A 17,981-nucleotide genomic window follows, 5' to 3' on the forward strand; every position below is an offset into this window, starting at 1 on the left:
CTTTACATGCTTTACTCCGATTATTACCCAGCTGTACAAGATTCTTCTGACAAACCTTTGCTTGTTTTTTTACATGGTTTACTCGGAAGCGGGGATGATTGGAGTGCATGTCATCCATTCCTCGAGGATTTTCCTCTCCTTTGCATAGATTTACCCGGACACGGACAAAGTCGCTTTATCGATCCGGTAGGGTTTGATCATTGCTGCAAGAAAATTGTCCAGTGCATCACATCTCAACTGGCTCTCAACGATCTTCCTGCCGATCACCCTATTGTAGTGATTGGGTATTCTATGGGCGGAAGGCTCGCTATGTATGGGGTAACCAGCCCTTGCTTTGAGACGCTCAATCTAGAGAAAGTCATCATTGAAGGTGGCAACTTTGGCTTGGAATGTGATGAAGAAAGAGCACAAAGGTTAGTACACGATACGCAATGGGCTGTTCGCTTTGCACAGCAGTCGATTGAAGATGTTTTAGACGATTGGTATCAACAAAGCGTCTTTTCTTCACTAAATCATGAGCAAAGACAAACTTTGGTCATAAAGCGTAGTGGTAACCTTGGAGTATCCGTAGCAAATATGTTGTTATCTACTTCGTTAGCTAAGCAACCGGATTTACGTGCCACATTGAAATCTCATGAGCATTTATTGCATTATGTATGTGGAGAAAAAGATCGTAAATTCATGGAGCTAGCTGAGAATAGTGGCTTTGAATATAGTCAGGTTGATTACGCTGGTCATAATGTTCATTTTGAACAACCAGAGATGTTTTCAAACTTGATTATCCAATGTATCGCCAGTCGTTGATGAACTGACTGAGCGAGTCTCTCGTATCAAGCGCTATGACAAGCAGAGCAACACCGTCGCGACTCTACGCTAGTCGCGCTCTCTAATAGAACAATGGGAATCACCATGGCTAAAACAGTAGGCATCACAGAAGAAGAACTTTACGCAGCCGTTAACTGGCGCGATGAAAGCAGTCAATATGAAGATATTCAATACCACAAGTCTGATGACGGTATTGCGAAAATCACGATTGCTCGTCCTCAAGTGCACAATGCGTTCCGTCCACAAACCGTAAAAGAGATGATCAATGCACTGGCTGACGCTCGTTATGACGAGAAAGTAGGCGTAATCATTCTAACGGGTCTTGGTGAGAAGGCGTTCTGTTCTGGTGGTGACCAAAGTATTCGTGGTGACTACGGCGGCTACCAAGACGATTCAGGTACACACCACCTGAACGTGCTTGATTTCCAACGTCAAATTCGTACTTGTCCAAAACCTGTTATCGCAGCGGTATCTGGCTGGGCTGTAGGTGGCGGTCATGTTCTTCACATGATGGCTGACCTTACAATCGCAGCTGAAAACGCACAATTTGGTCAGACTGGTCCTAAAGTAGGTTCGTTCGACGGCGGTTGGGGTGCTTCTTACATGGCTCGTATCGTTGGTCAGAAGAAAGCGCGTGAAATCTGGTTCCTATGCCGTTTCTACGATGCTCAAGAAGCATTGGATATGGGCTTGGTGAACACGGTTGTGCCTGTCGCTGACCTAGAAAAAGAAACCGTTCGTTGGTGTCGTGAAGTTCTGCAACACAGCCCAATGGCGCTACGTTGTCTGAAAGCAGCGCTGAATGCCGACTGTGATGGCCAAGCCGGTCTGCAAGAGCTTGCAGGTAATGCAACCATGATGTTCTACATGACAGAGGAAGGCCAAGAAGGCCGTAATGCGTTTAACGAGAAACGTCGACCTGATTTCGACAAATTCCCGCGTAACCCATAGTTTTATCCTCTTCAGAATGAGTCGCTAAATAGCGGCTCGTTTTGTTTTAATGTTCCCGTTTTTTAGGAAACCTTATGAATTCAATGAATTCCCAGCGTCACGCTAAACTGTATCGTTATCAACTACCTATGGATAGTGGCGTGGTGCTGCGTGATAATAAGTTGAACGAACGTGTTGGCTACATTATCCATCTTGAGTGTGATGGTAAGTCTGGTTTTGGCGAAGTCGCACCTTTGCCGGGCTTTAGCCAAGAAGATGCCGAGCAAGCTGGCATTCAGTTACAAAACGAGCTAGAGCTTTGGAGTCACAACAAACGTAACACCCTATTCGATGAACTTTATCCGTCAGTGGCGTTTGGTTTTTCAATGGCGTTGATGGAGCTTCAAGGCGAACTCAATGCGGAAGGTAACTACCAAGCTGCACCTCTATGTACTGGTGACCCAGATGAACTGATCCCTGTGCTTAATGAGATGGAAGGTGAGAAGGTCGCTAAAGTCAAAGTTGGTCTTTACGAAGCGATCCGCGATGGGATGCTGGTGAGCTTATTCCTTGAATCGATTCCTGATTTAACGCTACGACTTGATGCTAACCGAGCGTGGAAGCCTGAAAAAGCGAAGCAGTTCATTAAATACATTTCGCCATCACTTCGTCAGCGCATTAGCTTTATTGAAGAGCCTTGCCAAAAGCCAGAAGATAGCTTGGCTTTTGCCATCGACCACGGTGTAGCAATTGCTTGGGACGAAACACTGCAAGAAGCGGTGCGTAACCTTGAGTTTGATTTAAGTGATTTAACTGGCGTTAAGGCTGTGGTAATTAAACCAACCTTAATCGGCTCGGTAGAGCGTTGTGTGGCGATCATTGAGCGTGCACAGCAACTTGGTATTAAGCCTGTTCTAAGCTCAAGTATTGAGTCGAGCCTTGGCTTAACTCAGATTGCGCGATTGGCACAGCAGTACTTGCCTAATGAAGTGCCAGGGCTTGATACGATTGGTTTGTATCAACAACAGCTAGAAGTTCCATGGCCAGGTTGCCAGCTTCCTGTTGCGAGTCTTGAACAGCAGCAACTGATTTGGTCTTCATAGCCCGATTGTTCGGTTAGCTCAATCAGTTTTTAATCTTTAACTTGGTTATCTTATGATGCGCCCACAATCTAATCATCACCCGCTCTGGGTACAGTGGGCGCAGCACAACCCACATCAAACAGCATTCGTCACACCCAACCGTGCTTACACTTGGCTGCAAATTGTGGCGTTAGTGAGTGATTACCAACAACAGCTATCAGAACAAGGCCTCTCTGAAGGAGATGTGTTAACTATTGTTGGTAAGAACCAAGCCGAAGTGATCCCCGTTTATCTAGCGGCACTTAATTTAGGCGTACTTTGCGCGTTCACCATGCCTCAACCTTCAGCTCGCTTAACGCAAAAGCTTGAATCGCTTTATAGGCCGTCGGATAGACGTTACTTGTGGCTGTTAGAAAGTGGTGGTTTAAATCAATCAGACATTGCTGAACCAAACACTCAGTTACTTACATTGCCTTGCTTGAGTGATTTGAATGTTGATAAAAAACTGAATGTTGATGACAAACTAGCAGCAACGTCAGGACTTTCTTGTTTTAGCCCTCAGAACCTCGCGAGTATCGTTTTTACTTCGGGTTCTACGGGAACCCCTAAAGCGGTGGCTCACACACTTGAGCAGCACCTATGTTCAGCTGCCGGGTTACTGGATGCTTTCCAATTTAAAGGCAGTGATACTTGGCTGCTGAGTTTACCTATGTACCATGTGTCAGGGCTGGCGATTGTTCATCGTTGGCTAGTTGCTGGTGGCTGTATAAAAATGGGTATTGGCCCGCTTGAATCCGATATCAAGGGCTGTAGTCATGCTTCGTTGGTCGCTACTCAGCTACATAGGTTATTAAAGAGTAAGCAAGCACTTACTTTAACTCATGTGCTGTTAGGTGGTAGCCATATTCCAGAAGCGCTTGGCCTTGAAGCTCAGCAAATGGGGATTGAGACTTGGCTTGGTTATGGCATGACGGAAGCGGCCTCAACGGTGACAGCAAAGCCTGTTGATGCGAGCAGCACTGCCGGTTTTGTGCTTAATCATCGCCAATTGAAAATAGAAAACCAACGTATCTATATTGGAGGCAATACCCTCGCTTCTGGTTACTACTATCAAGGTACTTTAACCCCATTAGTGGATGAGAATGACTGGTTTGATAGTAAAGATCTTGGGCAATGGGATGGCGAGCAAGTGTCGATTATTGGCAGAGCCGATAATCAGTTTATTTCTGGCGGTGAGAATATTCACTGTGAAGAAATTGAGCGAGCACTCAGTCAACTTCCTGAGGTTAAGCAAGCCTTTATCATACCCGTTGAAGACAGTGAGTTTGGCTTTAGACCCGTTGCGATTATTGACTGTGATGAAATGCCAACCAAAGTGTGGTTTGCCGAACAGCTACAAGGAAGCCTAGAGCGATTTAAGTTCCCTATCGACTACTACCGCATGCCAGAGCAAGAACAATTAGGCATCAAGGTATCGAGAGCGGGATTGGCGCAGTGGTTACAAGAGGTTCGTTCTAAATAAAACGAAGCGCAATACACGGTGACTAGTCGTAATTGCGCTTCAGGGGGTTGTGATGGTGGTGAAGCCATCACAAATTCTTACTATTTGATCTTGTCATCAAAAGGTGTCGTGTTAAGCGAGTGCCTTCTTCATTTGTTCTGCGACCTTATCCACTTTTCCTAAGCCAATGATAACTTGCAGTCCACCTTTACCCACCGGAACCACACCTGCTGCTCCTAGTTTCTTCAGTTTGTCACTGTCGGCGATTGAAGAGTCTTTTACCGTTAGGCGTAGGCGAGTGATGCAGTTGTCAACTTCAAGGATGTTGTCAGCACCGCCAATCGCTTCAATGTAGTTGTTAGTTAGGTTCACGAGTGCTTCAGGAGATGCAGTCTCGCCTTCAGCTTCCATCTCTTCACCACGACCTGGAGTACGTAGGTTGAATTTGATGATAGCGAAGCGGAAGATGCAGTAGTACAGCGCGAAGAACACAACACCTTGCACCAATAGCATGTACCAGTTCACTGCTAGTGGGTTTTGGCTAGACAGTACCAGGTCAACAAATCCTGCTGAGAATCCGAAGCCTGCCATCCATTCCATGCTTGCGGCAATGTAAAGTGATAGACCTGTTAGCACAGCGTGCAGTAGGAACAGTACCGGAGCAAGGAACATGAAGCTGAATTCTAGTGGCTCTGTGATACCCGTGAAGAATGAAGCCATAGCTGCCGCAAGCATGATAGCGAATACTTGGTTCTTATTTTTCGCATCAGAACAGTGATACATCGCCAATGCTGCTGCTGGTAGGCCAAACATCATGATAGGGAAGAAGCCCGCTTGGTACATGCCAGTTTTACCTGGAATACCCGTACCGTTAGCGATAGATTGCGCGCCGCCTAGGAAGTTTGGAATGTCGTTAATACCGACAACGTCGAACCAGAACACAGGGTAAAGAGCGTGGTGCATACCAACTGATAGGAACAAACGGTTGAAGAAACCAAACAGACCAGCACCGACTGCGCCCATGCTTTCTAGTTTAATACCCAGAACGATCAGAGCGTCGTAAACAGCTGGCCAGATGTAAAGAAGAGCAAAGGAGAGAGCCATACCTGCGATTGAGGTCAGGATAGGAACCAAACGCTTACCGCTGAAGAACGCTAGAGCTTGAGGAAGTTCAACGGTTGAGTAGCGGTTGTAGATCTCAGCAGAGATGATACCCACAATGATACCTACAAATTGGTTGCTGATTTTGCCAAATGCCGCTGGCACTTCACTGAGTTCAACATCCATTAACTGAGCAACAGAGCCCGGAGCAAGTAGCGTGGTGACGACGAGGAACATCACAAAGCCAGACAGTGCCGCAGAACCATTCTTATCACGACTCAAACCAAATGCGACACCCACCGCGAATAGAACCGCCATGTTGTCGATGATCGCGCCACCAGATTTGATCAAGAATGCGGCCAAAATACTTTCCGAACCCCATCCAACAGGATCCAACCAGTAGCCAATACCCATAAGGATTGCCGCAGCTGGCAGTGTGGCTACGGGAACCATCAATGCCTTACCTACTTTTTGCATATACCCAAGTATATTCATACGTGCCCCTAAATTTTGAAATTAATTTTTTTAATGTTTCTGCTCACCACTATTTGCAACCAAATATTGATCAATGCAGTATTTTAAGTAACTGCGGCTATTAGAAACTTATTTCTTAATGCAAACAAACGAAACGGGTAGTACCATGAATTAAAATTTTTAATGCATGAGCGCTTATGGCAAACCATCAGTCTTTACTTAGAAATCTTCATACCTTTAATGTTGCTGCAGAGAAAATGAGCTTTACGCTGGCTGCTAAAAAGCTTCATTTAACACAAGGAGCGGTGAGTCATCGGATTAAGGTGTTAGAAGGTGAGCTTGGCTTTAACTTGTTTGTACGAGGCACACGTAAGCTTGAGTTGACCGAAGAAGGTCAGCGCTTTCAACGAACTTTGTCTAAGTCGTTAAGCTCGATTTTTGGTGAGATTGAAGACATTACTAACACCGATCTCTATGGGCAGATCAATATTGGTACTAGCCCAGCGTTTGCTAATAGCTGGTTGCTGCCTAGGCTCGCAGACTTTAAGAAAAGATACCCTAAGTTTAATCTCAATATCTTCTCGCAAGAGGAACAAGACTTTCACCAAAATCACCTTGATATAGCGATCTATTACGGTGCGGAAGATCTTAAAGACATGCACCGACAACGCCTTTTTGGTGAAAAGTACATTCCGGTTTGTACGCCGAGTTATGCTGCAGAACACAAGATCTTTGATGATGGTTTGGAGTCGCTTAATAGGATTAACTTTATTCATGCATTAGGCTCCGATGTTTGGCAGCGCTGGGTTAAGCACAATAACTTGGATGTGAATCTGTTCGAGCAGTTTTATTGTGTGAGTCACCGAGATATGGGCGTTAAGAGTGCTTTGTTCAATATTGGCGTTGCGATGGGGCGTTATCACTTTGTGAAGCAATACATTGAGACGGGGGAGCTGATTACGCCTTACCCAAGTATGGAGACAGATAAAGGGTATGATCTTATCTGCCCGCTCGGTACCGAAAAGCGGCCTAAAGTCAGAACCTTTATCAAGTGGTTAGAAGGTCAGTTGAACTAGGTTAGTTAATTTAGCAATTAGATAGTTCAAAACAGAATTTATTATCTTTATAACCATCCATCATAATAAGCCATATAAATAACGGATTATAGAATAAGGTCTTATTATGAAAATTGCCCTCATCATTGCAGTATTACTGCAGATAGGCCAAGCCATCACATCGTCAGGGCTGACGCGTTCGTTAGCTGAACTTACTGCATTTGTGTTAGTTGTGGTATTGGTTTTAATGAAAAGAGAGAGCAAGAAGAGTGATAAGCCCCTGTTTGAATAGTGATTTGGTTAAAAGGTTTCAAAAACGATAAAGGCAAAGCCCATATGAGCTTTGCCTTTTTGTTTCCTATTTCGATATTCGAGCTTCGTGATCTTGTTAGAGATTTAACTCCCTAGAGGTTATGCGAGGGTCAACCAAGCTAACGAACCTGTAGAAATCATCACCCACATCGTAATACCAAACATCAACGGCTTTGGTCCCGCCGCTTTCAGTTTCTCTACAGAGATACCGCAGCCAATCAAGAATAGACACACAACTAATGCACGCTTAGACACGTCAAAAATGCCTTGGTATACCACTTCAAATTGTGGCAACAAGTCGCTGACTGCGATAGCTGCACAGTAGAAGAAAATGAAGTAAGGCACGGTAATCTTCTTTTGATCGCTCTTGAAGATCATTGCGCTAACCAAAGCGATTGGGATAATCCACAATGCACGCGCGAGCTTAAGTGTTGTTGCGGTAGTCAGTGCTTCTTCACCATATGCAGAGGCAGCACCAACAACTGAAGAAGTATCGTGAATTGCGATCGCTGCCCAGGTACCGAACGTTTGTTGGCTCAATTCAAGTGCATGACCAATCATCGGGAATAAGAACAGTGCTACAGAGTTCAATACAAAGACGGTAGCTAAAGCTAAACCAATCTGTTCGTCTTCTGCTTTGATTGCCGGAGCGACCGCTGCAATCGCGCTACCACCACAAATGGCGGTACCAGAAGAAATCAGGTAACCCGTAGTACGGTCCAGCCCCATGCGTTTTGCTAAGAACCAGCCAATAACCAGCGTGCCGATAATTGTGGTAATGATCAAACCAATACCGTCACCAGTCACCGCTAGTGCTTTCTCAAACTGAATGCCAAAGCCCAAGCCGACAATTGAGTAGGCCAGTAGTTTCTTAGTCAGTTTGCCGACTTCTACGTTTTCTGGCACTAAACCTAAGCTCGCAAGCAGGAAACCGATAACCAGCGCAGTAGGGGAGCTTACCCATGGGGTTAAGCAAAATAGAGCAGCAAGATAAAATGGAATGGATTTATTCATTTTCATTATATTATTTTTATCGTTTCTGGTTATGGCAGCGTAGCGAAGACTATACGCTTAACTTGATGATAAGTAAGTCTAAATGAATTGAACAAACGTTAAGAAAAACTAAACGTCTGTTCAGGAGGGACATTTGGACTTATTTTAAGCTAATTATCTTTGAGAGCCACGTAGATCAGCAACAGCCTGACGCAGAGTTTCACAAGAGGCATCGGCCGGTGAAATTGGCTCACCTGTTTCGATCTCTAGCTTTGTCCAGAAACGAGTTGGCAACCCTTTGCATGCTCGGCCTTTATAGCGACTGAAGTAGCTGCCCCATAACCCTTTGAGAGCCATTGGAATGACTGGTACGGGAGAACGTCGGATAATCAGCTCCATACCACGCATGAATTCTGCAACCTCGCCATCTGAGGTGAGTTTACCTTCCGGGAAGATACACACGATATGACCTTCATGTAGGGCTTGTTCAACCTCGTTGAAAGCGTTGCGAATCGAGCGGCGGTTGGTGGATGAGATAGGAATGACCCCAGCTCTTTTCAAGAAGCGTCTTAATGGCGGAAGCTTGGCATAGTCTTCTTCCATGACAAAACGAATCAGGCGAGGGCAAACCGCGCTGAGTAGCAGTGCATCCATATAGCTGACGTGGTTACAAACAATCAACGCTCCACCGTTTTCAGGTAGGTTATGCAGATTCTTGTGCTTAACACGGTACATAGTATGAGTGACTACCCAAGTGAAGAAGCGGAAGGCGTAAATGGGTACCTGATAGAACAGGTAAAGCATCACGAAGGTATTCAACAGAGCCAGTAGTACAAACAGCTGTGGAATGGATAATTCAAGCACGCTTAAGCATACGATGCCCATCACAGCGCTACCTACCATGAACAGCGAGTTGTAGATATTTAGCCCTGCAATCACTTGAGCGCGCTCGTCTGGTTTCGCGCGTAGCTGCATCAGCGAATAAAGCGGCACAATAAAGATACCACCAGAGATACCAAGTAGCAGTAGATAAGCAAACAGGGGCCATAGCTCGGAGTAAGTCACAAATTGCTGGAAAGAGCTAAACTCGGGCAAAGACTCAGGTATGGATGTCGCCATCAGCAAGCCAAAGATTGAAATTCCTAAACTGCCCATTGGCACAATGCCGATCTCAATTCGGTGATTGGAAAGCTTGTCACAGGCTAGAGAGCCAATGGCAATGCCTACAGAGAATAGGGCCAGCAAAAAGGCAACCGAACTCTCAGTGCCATTCAAATGCAGCTTAGTGAAGTTTGGGAATTGGGTTAAGTAGGTCGCGCCAAGGAACCAAAACCAGCTGATAGACATTAAAGCCTGGAAGGTTGGTCGATCTTTTTTTGCAATCGCGAGTGTTGCTTTGGTTAGCTTGATTGGCTGCCATTTCACTTTAAGATCTGGCGCATTGCTTGGTGCTTCAGGAATAAAGCAGCTTGATACGTAGCCAAGCACAGCAAATGACACAATACAAATTGCTGCAACCAGTTTAGCGCTCTCTTCCGATGCAATAATACCGGCACCCAAAGTACCAATCAGAATGGCTAGAAATGTACCTGTCTCAACTAATGCGTTACCTGAAACGAGTTCTTTTGTTTCTAGTTGCTGAGGGAGTAGCGCGTATTTTACCGGTCCAAAGAAGGCACTCTGCGTTCCCATTAGAAATAGAAGTAGAAGTAATATTCCATAGCTTTCGTAGATAAAACCAATCGCACCCAGCGACATGATCACGACTTCAAGCAGCTTCACTTTACGGATAAACCAAGATTTTTCGTATTTGTCTGCCAGTACACCAGCTAAAGCAGAGAACAGGAAGAAGGGCAGAATAAATAGCCCAGCCGCCAAGTTTATGAATAGGTTGCTGGAGATAGGTAGTGTGTCTACGCTTGCGAAAGCAACAAACAGCAACAGAACATTTTTGAATATGTTGTCGTTAAAGGCTCCCAGAAACTGGGTAATAAAGTAGGGTAGGAACCTTTTTTGCGTTAACAGCGAAGATTGGCTGCTGTTGTTCATTGTCTTTCCTTGAATGCTTACCAGTTGGTTAAGTAGTTTGAGACTAGGTTATTAATCAACTCTTTACCATCGATAGGCTCAGATGCGAAAAACTTATCGTCAACACTCAGAAGTGTAATTCCGTGCACGCCAGACCATAATACACGGCTCGCTTTAACGACTTCGCTTTCCGTATGTTCAGGTGCAATTGCGATTAACAATTGCTCGAGCATGCCAGTCATTTTATCGATACGGTTGGATTGCCATTCAGGTAGGTTTTCACCGTTCATGTTGTGCTCAAAGATAAGCTGCCAACGGTGTGGGTGCTTTTGCGCAAAGTCATGGTAGCAGTATGCAAGATTAAATAATGCTTGCTGTGCATTGCTTGATTGTTCAACGGCAGCTGCAGATTCAGCCGCGAGTTCATCCAGGGTTTGAGCAACCACATGCAACAATAACAGGTTGTAGTTACCGAACACATTTACCAGGGTACTCGGTACATAACCAATCATGTTCGCGATTTTTCGTAAGCTCAACTCGTGATAGGAGTGCTGCTCTAAAAAGTCTGTCACTGTCTTTAAAGTCAGCTGAATCAATTGTTCTCGAGTGTGGTCGTTTCTGCGTGCCATGATTAGTTTCTAGTAAATGAACATCGTTCAATATTTTAATGCTGCCCCTAAGTGCCGTCAATCCCTTCGCTAGTTTAGTAATCAACTAATCACCGCAATATTATGAAACATGTGTAAACACAGTGAATATTTCATTGTGCTTTGTTAACGAGTATGATTAAGGTGTCGAAAGATAAAGAAACCTATAAAGGATAATAATGAAACGATTTTTCTCACTAGTCGCGATTCTGATGGTATCAGTCGCGGTGACACCAATCGCGGAAGCGAAAAAGTTTGGTGGTGGTAAGTCTTTTGGTAAGAGTTTCAAAACGGCTCCTGCACCCAAACAGCAACAACAGAACACGAATTCAATCCGACAAGATCAAGCCGGTAAGAACACAGCGGCTAACTCTAGCAAGAAAGGCCTTATGGGCGGTCTGCTAGGCGGTTTACTTGCAGGTGGTTTACTAGCAGCATTCTTCGGTGGCGCATTTGAAGGTATCCAGTTCATGGATATTCTGATTATGGGTCTGATTGCTTTCCTAGCGTTTAAGTTCCTACGTGGCATGCTTGGCGCGAAGCAGGGTTCTATGAATCAGCAGAATGCACGAGGCCAACAGCCAGCATTCGGCGGTATGGGACAAAACAAGTTTGAACAACCAACGCAACAGCCAAATGTTCATAACTTCGAGCAAGCACAACCTCAATCACAAGGCACTGCTGGTGGCTTTGGTTTTGGTGCGCAAAGTGATGTTCCACATAACTACCCACCGGGTTTTGATCAAGCGGCATTTATCAACGGCTCTCGTGAGCACTACCGTACACTGCAAGGTGCATGGAACCACAACGAGCTAAGCACGATTGAAGAATACGTGTCTCCAAGCCTTTTCGAAGACCTAAAAGCTGAGCGTAGCAAGCTAGATGGTGATCAGCACACAGATGTAATGTACGTTGATGCTGAAATCGTTCGTGCAGACCATGACGGCAGCAAAGCACAGCTAAGCCTACAGTTTAGCGGTCGCTACCGTGATTCTGCGGAAGGTATCGAAGAAGACATCACTGATATCTGGCACTTAGAGCGTGACCTAACAACCGACAACGCACCTTGGTTGATTGTTGGTATTCAAGGTTAATATCTGGCATGGCTAACAGAAGACGTTAGTAAACCAGTACTTTGATTATTAAAAGCCCCTACGGAGAAATCTGTAGGGGCTTTTTTGTTTCTGGCGATTTGACTCTGCAAGTGTCTTGAAGAGACCTATTTAGGGAAGGGCTGGGAATAAGGTGGGCTAACTTAAGGCAAGTTACTCATTTTAATATTTTTAATTGGTTACTTAACCAAACTAAACCGAGGAGTAGGTTGATATGACGAGGCTTTTTGAGCCCATATTAGAGTCTGAACTTTCATCGCAGCAGAAACAGAAAATAGTGGATGATTGCGAAGAGCTGGTTTCTACAAACTGCTTAGGTTGCGCAGCTTATTTGGTCTGTAAGCGTCATAGAGAGGTTTGGGGTGATTGATTAAGTCGTGGGTGTAAGGGCATAAACTATCTTTTTATAAGACCGGTATTGCAGACTTTTTATGCTTGGAAGATAAGTTACGCTAAGAATATGGAACGGCAGAAACGAAAAAAGCCAACTCAATGAGTTGGCTTTTCGATTTTCCAATTAAGGAGAATATGGTGGAGGGAGACGGATTCGAACCATCGAAGGCAGTGCCGGCAGATTTACAGTCTGCTCCCTTTGGCCACTCGGGAACCCCTCCAGGGTGTGTCTTACTCTTCACAAAGTAAGCCTAAATTGATGTTTTCCCATAAGCCCATCAATCAGGTTGTTCTCTTAACTCTTAAAAGAGGTAAGAAGAATATGGTGGAGGGAGACGGATTCGAACCATCGAAGGCAGTGCCGGCAGATTTACAGTCTGCTCCCTTTGGCCACTCGGGAACCCCTCCAGGGTGTGTCTTACTTTTCACAAAGTAAGCCTAAATTGATGTTTTCCCATAAGCCCATCAACTAGGTTTGTCTCTTAACTCTTAGGTCGAGGTAAGAAGAAATATGGTGGAGGGAGACGGATTCGAACCATCGAAGGCAGTGCCGGCAGATTTACAGTCTGCTCCCTTTGGCCACTCGGGAACCCCTCCAGGGTGTTTTTCCTAACTCATAATGGATAGGCTAAAGAGATGTTTTTCCCAACGCATCTCTCAAGTGCGGAGCGCATCATAGCAAACACATTAAACCTGTAAAGGGTTTTTCTTATGGTTTTGTGTTAAATGCTGCCTTTTTGGGCAAAGATGGCGAAAAGTATGCATATTGCTCGTGAAGTGAACATCTGTACTAAGGTTTACGTAGTGATAGGTAACACCTTGAGGTAATTGGCTTTCTGTATTGTGTTCAATGTGTCTAAAACATGATGAAACGTAAATGGAATTTAATCTAGATTTACACTTCTTGACGTTACAGCATTCATCAGTTGATAGAATACGGTTAATTTCATTTATAGATAATAATACCAATCGTAGTAAATAACGTGTCATCTTAGCTTGCTAAAATGCTCGAGAACAGCGTCAGATATTTTGATTGTAGAATAACTACTTATCGAAACTATCTGTTGAAAAAAGCTGCCTTGTTCTCAAGCTTTTCCCTAAGCTATTTCTGACCACTTACTCACTGTGATTGGTACAAACTTACTTGCAGACCATTATTATGAAGCATAAATCTGTTTTAACCCTGCTTAGCTTGTCTATTCTTATGGCGTCTCCAGCCGTACTTGCTAAACGTATGGGCCCTAGCACTGTCACTGTTGTTACTGAGCAGGTTGATATTCACCAAGTTAGCCAATCTCTTTCGTTGGTCGGTAAGTTAGAAGCCGAGCAATCGGTAATGATCACTTCTGAAGTGGCTGGCAGAGTGGACTCTATCAACATTAAAGCTAATCAAGATGTCACTAAAGGGCAGATGTTGGTTCAGCTTGATGACGACAAAGCGAAAGCGGCGGTTGCAGAAGCGCAAGCTTATCTAAAAGACGAGCAACGTAAGCTAGCGGAATTTCAACGCCTAGTGAAACGTAACGCGATCACGCAAACTGAAATTGACGCTCAGAAAACGAACGTAGAGATCGCCAACGCTCGTTTAGCTGCTGCAAATGCCAATCTGAAAGATCTTCACATCAGCGCGCCATTCTCGGGCACTGTTGGTTTTATCGACTTTAGCCGCGGTAAAATGGTGACAGCCGGTACTGAACTCGTGACCCTAGACGACCTATCGGTAATGCAATTAGATCTGCAGATCCCGGAGCGCTACCTTTCTAAACTATCTAAAGGTATGAAAGTAACGGCTCGCACTAGCGCATGGGGCGACACTCAGTTCACGGGTACTGTCGTTGGCATTGATTCACGTATTAACGCTGAAACCTTGAACCTTCGAGTTCGAATCCACTTCGACAACAATAATGATTATCTAAAGCCAGGCATGCTAGTGGCAGCGGATATGGACTTCCCACCAGTGGAAGCGCCAATCATTCCCGTTCAAGCGCTTGAGTATTCAGGTACGAAGCGTTTCGTTTATGTTATCGACGAAGATAACAAAGCAACTCGTACAGAAGTTTTCCTTGGGGCTCGTATTGATAACGAAGTCGTGATCGACAAAGGCATCGAAATTGGCCAGAAGATCGTGGTGCAAGGTATCGTGAATATGCGTGACGGTGTCTCGGTTCAAGAGCTTACTGTTAATCGCCCGGCTGATGCAGCAAGTGATAAAAAAGCACAAGAAGGCGCTAACTAATGTTGTTATCTGATGTTTCTGTAAAGAGACCAGTAGCGGCCGTCGTATTGAGCCTACTATTGGTTGTGTTTGGTATTGTCTCTTTCAATAAGCTCGCAGTTCGTGAGATGCCAGATATTGAAAGCCCGGTGGTATCGATCAGTACTCGTTATGAGGGTGCGTCTGCCACCATCATTGAAAGCCAAATAACCTCCAATCTTGAAGACCAGTTATCCGGTATTAGTGGTATCGATGAGATCGAATCCACAACGCGTAACGGTATGTCACGTATCACGATTACTTTTGAGCTTGGTTACGACCTCAATACCGGTGTGAGTGATGTTCGTGACGCTGTAGCTCGTGCGCAGCGTTCATTGCCCGATGAAGCCGACGACCCCATTGTTTATAAGAACAATGGTAGTGGTGAAGCTTCTGTCTACATCAACTTAAGTTCGACGGAGATGGACCGAACGCAGTTAACCGACTACACCGAACGCGTGTTGATTGACCGCTTTAGTTTGATTTCTGGCGTGAGCTCAGTGGATATATCAGGTGGCTTGTACAAAGTAATGTACGTGAAGCTGAAACCTGCTCAGATGGCGGGGCGTGGCGTGACTACCTCGGACATCACTTCTGCTCTGAATAATGAGAACATTGAAAGCCCAGGTGGTGAAGTACGTAACGATGCGATTGTGATGTCGGTTCGTACTGCTCGTTCTTACACTGAAGCGGAAGATTTCGAATACCTAGTCGTTAAACGTGCCTCTGATAACACACCTATCTACTTGAAAGACGTAGCGGATGTTTACATTGGCGCAGAAAACGAGAACTCGACCTTTAAGAGTGACGGGGTTGTTAACGTAAGTATGGGTATCGTGCCTCAGTCAGATGCGAACCCACTTGAGGTGGCTGACTTAGTCCATAAAGAAGTCGAAGCAATTCAAAAGTTCTTGCCAGATGGTACTCGTTTAGCTGTCGATTATGACTCAACAGTCTTTATCGACCGCTCAATCTCAGAGGTATACAGCACACTCTTTATCACGGGTGGCTTGGTTATCCTTGTGCTTTACATCTTTATTGGTCAAGCACGTGCAACACTTATTCCAGCGGTAACCGTACCTGTATCTCTGATCTCGTCGTTTATTGCCGCGTACTACTTCGGTTTTTCTATCAACCTGATTACCCTTATGGCACTTATCCTGTCGATTGGTTTGGTGGTCGATGATGCGATCGTGGTGGTTGAGAACATTTTCCACCATATTGAACGTGGTGAGTCACCGCTGCTTGCTGCCTATAAAGGTACTCGTGAAGTAGGCTTCGCGGTAATCGCAACAACGCTTGTATTGGTAATGGTATTCCTGCCAATCTCGTTCATGGACGGCATGGTTGGTCTGTTGTTTACCGAGTTCTCTGTATTGCTTGCTATGTCGGTGATCTTCTCGTCGCTAGTCGCATTAACGTTAACGCCAGTGTTAAGCAGTAAAATCCTAAAAGCGAACGTTAAACCAAACCGTTTCAACCTGTTTGTCGAGCGCGTATTTGGCAAACTTGAATCTGGATACCGATCGGTATTGCGCCGTGCTCTAAACTGGCGTTGGGCGGCTCCAATCATCATTATCGCGTGTATGGGCGGTAGTTATGGCTTGATGCAACAAGTGCCGTCGCAACTGACGCCACAAGAAGACCGTGGTGTTATCTTTGCGTTTGTTCGTGGTGCCGATGCAACCAGTTACAACCGTATGTCTGCCAACATGGACATCGTTGAAGAGCGTTTAATGCCATTGCTTGGTCAAGGCTTCTTGAAGTCATTCAGTATTCAATCACCAGCGTTTGGTGGTAATGCGGGCGACCAAACGGGCTTCGTAATCATGATCCTAGAAGATTGGGATGAGCGTGACGTTACCGCACAAGAAGCGTTGAACGAAGTTCGTAAATCGTTGAACGGCATTCCAGATGTGCGTGTATTCCCGTTCATGCCGGGCTTCAAAGGTGGTTCAAGTGAGCCTGTTCAATTCGTACTTGGCGGTTCTGATTACTCTGAACTGCAGAAGTGGGCAGAGCTCTTAAAGCAAGCGGCTGAAGACTCTCCAATGATGGAAGGTGCGGACATCGATTACTCTGAGAAAACACCAGAGCTATTGGTAACCGTAGATAAGCAGCGTGCAGCAGAGCTAGGTGTTAGCGTTTCTGACATCTCAGATACGTTAGAAATCATGCTTGGTGGCCGCAGTGAAACGACCTTTGTTGATCGTGGTGAAGAGTACGACGTGTATCTACGTGGTGATGAAAACAGCTTCAACAACGCGAACGACTTAAGCCAAATCTACATGCGAACTCAGTCTGGTGAGCTAGTTACACTCGATACGCTGACGCACATTGAAGAAGTGGCATCATCGATTCGTTTGTCGCACTACAACAAGCAGAAATCGGTGACCATCAAGGCGAACCTAATGGAAGGTTACACGCTGGGTGACGCGCTCGACTTCCTTGATGAACAAGCGATTGAACAGCTACCAGGTGATATTTCAGTGAGCTACTCTGGCGAGTCAAAAGACTTCAAAGAGAACCAATCAAGTATCCTAGTGGTATTTGCGCTAGCGATGCTGGTCGCATACTTGGTACTGGCCGCGCAGTTTGAAAGCTTCATTAACCCGCTGGTGGTGATGTTCACCGTACCTATGGGTATTTTTGGTGGCTTCTTAGGCTTGGTGCTGATGAGTCAAGGGCTCAACGTCTACAGCCAGATTGGTATGATCATGTTGATCGGTATGGTAACCAAAAACGGTATCTTGATCGTAGAGTTTGCTAACCAACTTCGTGACCGTGGTATTGAATTTGAAAAGGCGATCATTGATGCTTCGGCTCGACGCTTACGTCCAATCATGATGACGGCATTCACGACACTCGCCGGTGCAATCCCATTGATTACTTCAACGGGCGCAGGTTATGAAAGCCGAGTGGCTGTGGGTACGGTTATCTTCTTCGGTATGGGCTTTGCGACATTGGTTACTCTGTTCGTAATTCCTGCGATGTACCGACTGATTTCTGGCTCAACCCGCTCTCCGGGTCACGTGGAAGCGGAGCTTAATAAAGAGCTTAGCCATGACAACGTGGGAAGAACCTCTCACGGTTAGTTGGTAAAACTAAGGGCTAGACTATAGAAAGTTGTTATAGCCCTTAAGTTTAAAGCTTGATAAAGAAAGCCCAGTAACTGGTGTCCAACTATTGGAGGCAGTTACTGGGCTTTTTGTTTGCTAAATATTGATGATTGAAAGTAGGAATGCGTTCAATCGAAAATAAAACTTCGCTCAGG

Annotated in this window: 13 protein-coding genes and 3 tRNA genes; 9 read left to right on the plus strand and 7 right to left on the minus strand. The window is 45.2% G+C overall.

Features of this window, described 5'->3' with window-relative positions; genetic code table 11:
- The first annotated feature begins 6 nt into the window (after nucleotides 1–6).
- The 4 genes from menH (at nucleotide 7) to menE (ending at nucleotide 4,359) form a co-directional block, all read left to right on the plus strand.
- A complete protein-coding gene (gene menH / locus OH460_RS04670; RefSeq protein WP_269995512.1) occupies nucleotides 7–804 on the plus strand; it encodes a 2-succinyl-6-hydroxy-2,4-cyclohexadiene-1-carboxylate synthase in 798 nt (265 codons plus the stop codon).
- Nucleotides 805–909: 105 nt separating this feature from the next.
- The gene (gene menB, locus OH460_RS04675; protein ID WP_017064079.1) at nucleotides 910–1,776 is read left to right on the plus strand and encodes a 1,4-dihydroxy-2-naphthoyl-CoA synthase; all 867 of its coding nucleotides are present in this window, start codon (nucleotides 910–912) and stop codon (nucleotides 1,774–1,776) included.
- Between the two features lie 74 nt (nucleotides 1,777–1,850).
- On the plus strand, nucleotides 1,851–2,858 hold the full coding sequence (menC, locus tag OH460_RS04680; RefSeq protein ID WP_269995517.1) for an o-succinylbenzoate synthase: 1,008 nt from the start codon (nucleotides 1,851–1,853) through the stop codon (nucleotides 2,856–2,858).
- Between the two features lie 52 nt (nucleotides 2,859–2,910).
- Nucleotides 2,911–4,359: an o-succinylbenzoate--CoA ligase gene (menE, locus tag OH460_RS04685; RefSeq protein ID WP_269995519.1), complete on the plus strand. Its 1,449-nt coding sequence runs from the start codon at nucleotides 2,911–2,913 to the stop codon at nucleotides 4,357–4,359.
- A gap of 111 nt (nucleotides 4,360–4,470) precedes the next feature.
- Here the strand turns inward: menE and nagE are convergent, their stop codons facing one another.
- On the minus strand, nucleotides 4,471–5,916 hold the full coding sequence (gene nagE, locus OH460_RS04690; RefSeq protein ID WP_269995912.1) for an N-acetylglucosamine-specific PTS transporter subunit IIBC: 1,446 nt from the start codon (nucleotides 5,914–5,916) through the stop codon (nucleotides 4,471–4,473).
- A gap of 194 nt (nucleotides 5,917–6,110) precedes the next feature.
- Here nagE and OH460_RS04695 point away from each other — a divergent pair, with 194 nt between their 5' ends.
- Entirely contained in the window at nucleotides 6,111–6,989 is an 879-nt protein-coding gene (locus tag OH460_RS04695) for a LysR substrate-binding domain-containing protein (RefSeq protein ID WP_269995521.1), read from the plus strand.
- A gap of 106 nt (nucleotides 6,990–7,095) precedes the next feature.
- Nucleotides 7,096–7,260: a hypothetical protein gene (locus tag OH460_RS04700; protein WP_008220662.1), complete on the plus strand. Its 165-nt coding sequence runs from the start codon at nucleotides 7,096–7,098 to the stop codon at nucleotides 7,258–7,260.
- 119 nt (nucleotides 7,261–7,379) lie between these two features.
- Here the strand turns inward: OH460_RS04700 and OH460_RS04705 are convergent, their stop codons facing one another.
- The 3 genes from OH460_RS04705 to OH460_RS04715 form a co-directional block, all read right to left on the minus strand.
- On the minus strand, nucleotides 7,380–8,300 hold the full coding sequence (locus tag OH460_RS04705) for a YeiH family protein (protein ID WP_061033648.1): 921 nt from the start codon (nucleotides 8,298–8,300) through the stop codon (nucleotides 7,380–7,382).
- A gap of 147 nt (nucleotides 8,301–8,447) precedes the next feature.
- On the minus strand, nucleotides 8,448–10,322 hold the full coding sequence (locus OH460_RS04710) for an MFS transporter (protein WP_269995525.1): 1,875 nt from the start codon (nucleotides 10,320–10,322) through the stop codon (nucleotides 8,448–8,450).
- Between the two features lie 17 nt (nucleotides 10,323–10,339).
- On the minus strand, nucleotides 10,340–10,930 hold the full coding sequence (locus OH460_RS04715) for a TetR/AcrR family transcriptional regulator (RefSeq protein ID WP_269995527.1): 591 nt from the start codon (nucleotides 10,928–10,930) through the stop codon (nucleotides 10,340–10,342).
- Between the two features lie 197 nt (nucleotides 10,931–11,127).
- Between OH460_RS04715 and OH460_RS04720 the strand changes: the two genes are divergently transcribed.
- Nucleotides 11,128–12,042 carry a Tim44 domain-containing protein gene (locus OH460_RS04720; RefSeq protein WP_008220669.1) on the plus strand — a complete coding sequence of 305 codons (915 nt, stop codon included), beginning with the start codon at nucleotides 11,128–11,130 and terminating at the stop codon, nucleotides 12,040–12,042.
- Nucleotides 12,043–12,589: 547 nt separating this feature from the next.
- Here OH460_RS04720 and OH460_RS04725 read toward each other — a convergent pair.
- The 3 genes from OH460_RS04725 to OH460_RS04735 form a co-directional block, all read right to left on the minus strand.
- Nucleotides 12,590–12,674: transfer RNA gene (locus OH460_RS04725), tRNA-Tyr, on the minus strand.
- A gap of 102 nt (nucleotides 12,675–12,776) precedes the next feature.
- A tRNA-Tyr gene (locus OH460_RS04730) sits at nucleotides 12,777–12,861 on the minus strand.
- A 104-nt stretch (nucleotides 12,862–12,965) separates the two neighbouring features.
- Nucleotides 12,966–13,050, minus strand: a tRNA-Tyr gene (locus OH460_RS04735).
- A 562-nt stretch (nucleotides 13,051–13,612) separates the two neighbouring features.
- Here OH460_RS04735 and OH460_RS04740 point away from each other — a divergent pair.
- Both OH460_RS04740 and vexH read left to right on the plus strand, forming a co-directional pair.
- Nucleotides 13,613–14,689: an efflux RND transporter periplasmic adaptor subunit gene (locus OH460_RS04740; RefSeq protein ID WP_269995532.1), complete on the plus strand. Its 1,077-nt coding sequence runs from the start codon at nucleotides 13,613–13,615 to the stop codon at nucleotides 14,687–14,689.
- A complete protein-coding gene (gene vexH / locus OH460_RS04745) occupies nucleotides 14,689–17,802 on the plus strand; it encodes a vibriobactin export RND transporter permease subunit VexH (protein ID WP_050644645.1) in 3,114 nt (1,037 codons plus the stop codon). Before OH460_RS04740 ends, vexH begins: the two co-directional genes overlap by 1 nt.
- Nucleotides 17,803–17,981: the final 179 nt, after the last annotated feature.

Source organism: Vibrio sp. Makdt, assembly GCF_027587015.1.
GTDB lineage: Bacteria > Pseudomonadota > Gammaproteobacteria > Enterobacterales > Vibrionaceae > Vibrio > Vibrio chagasii_B.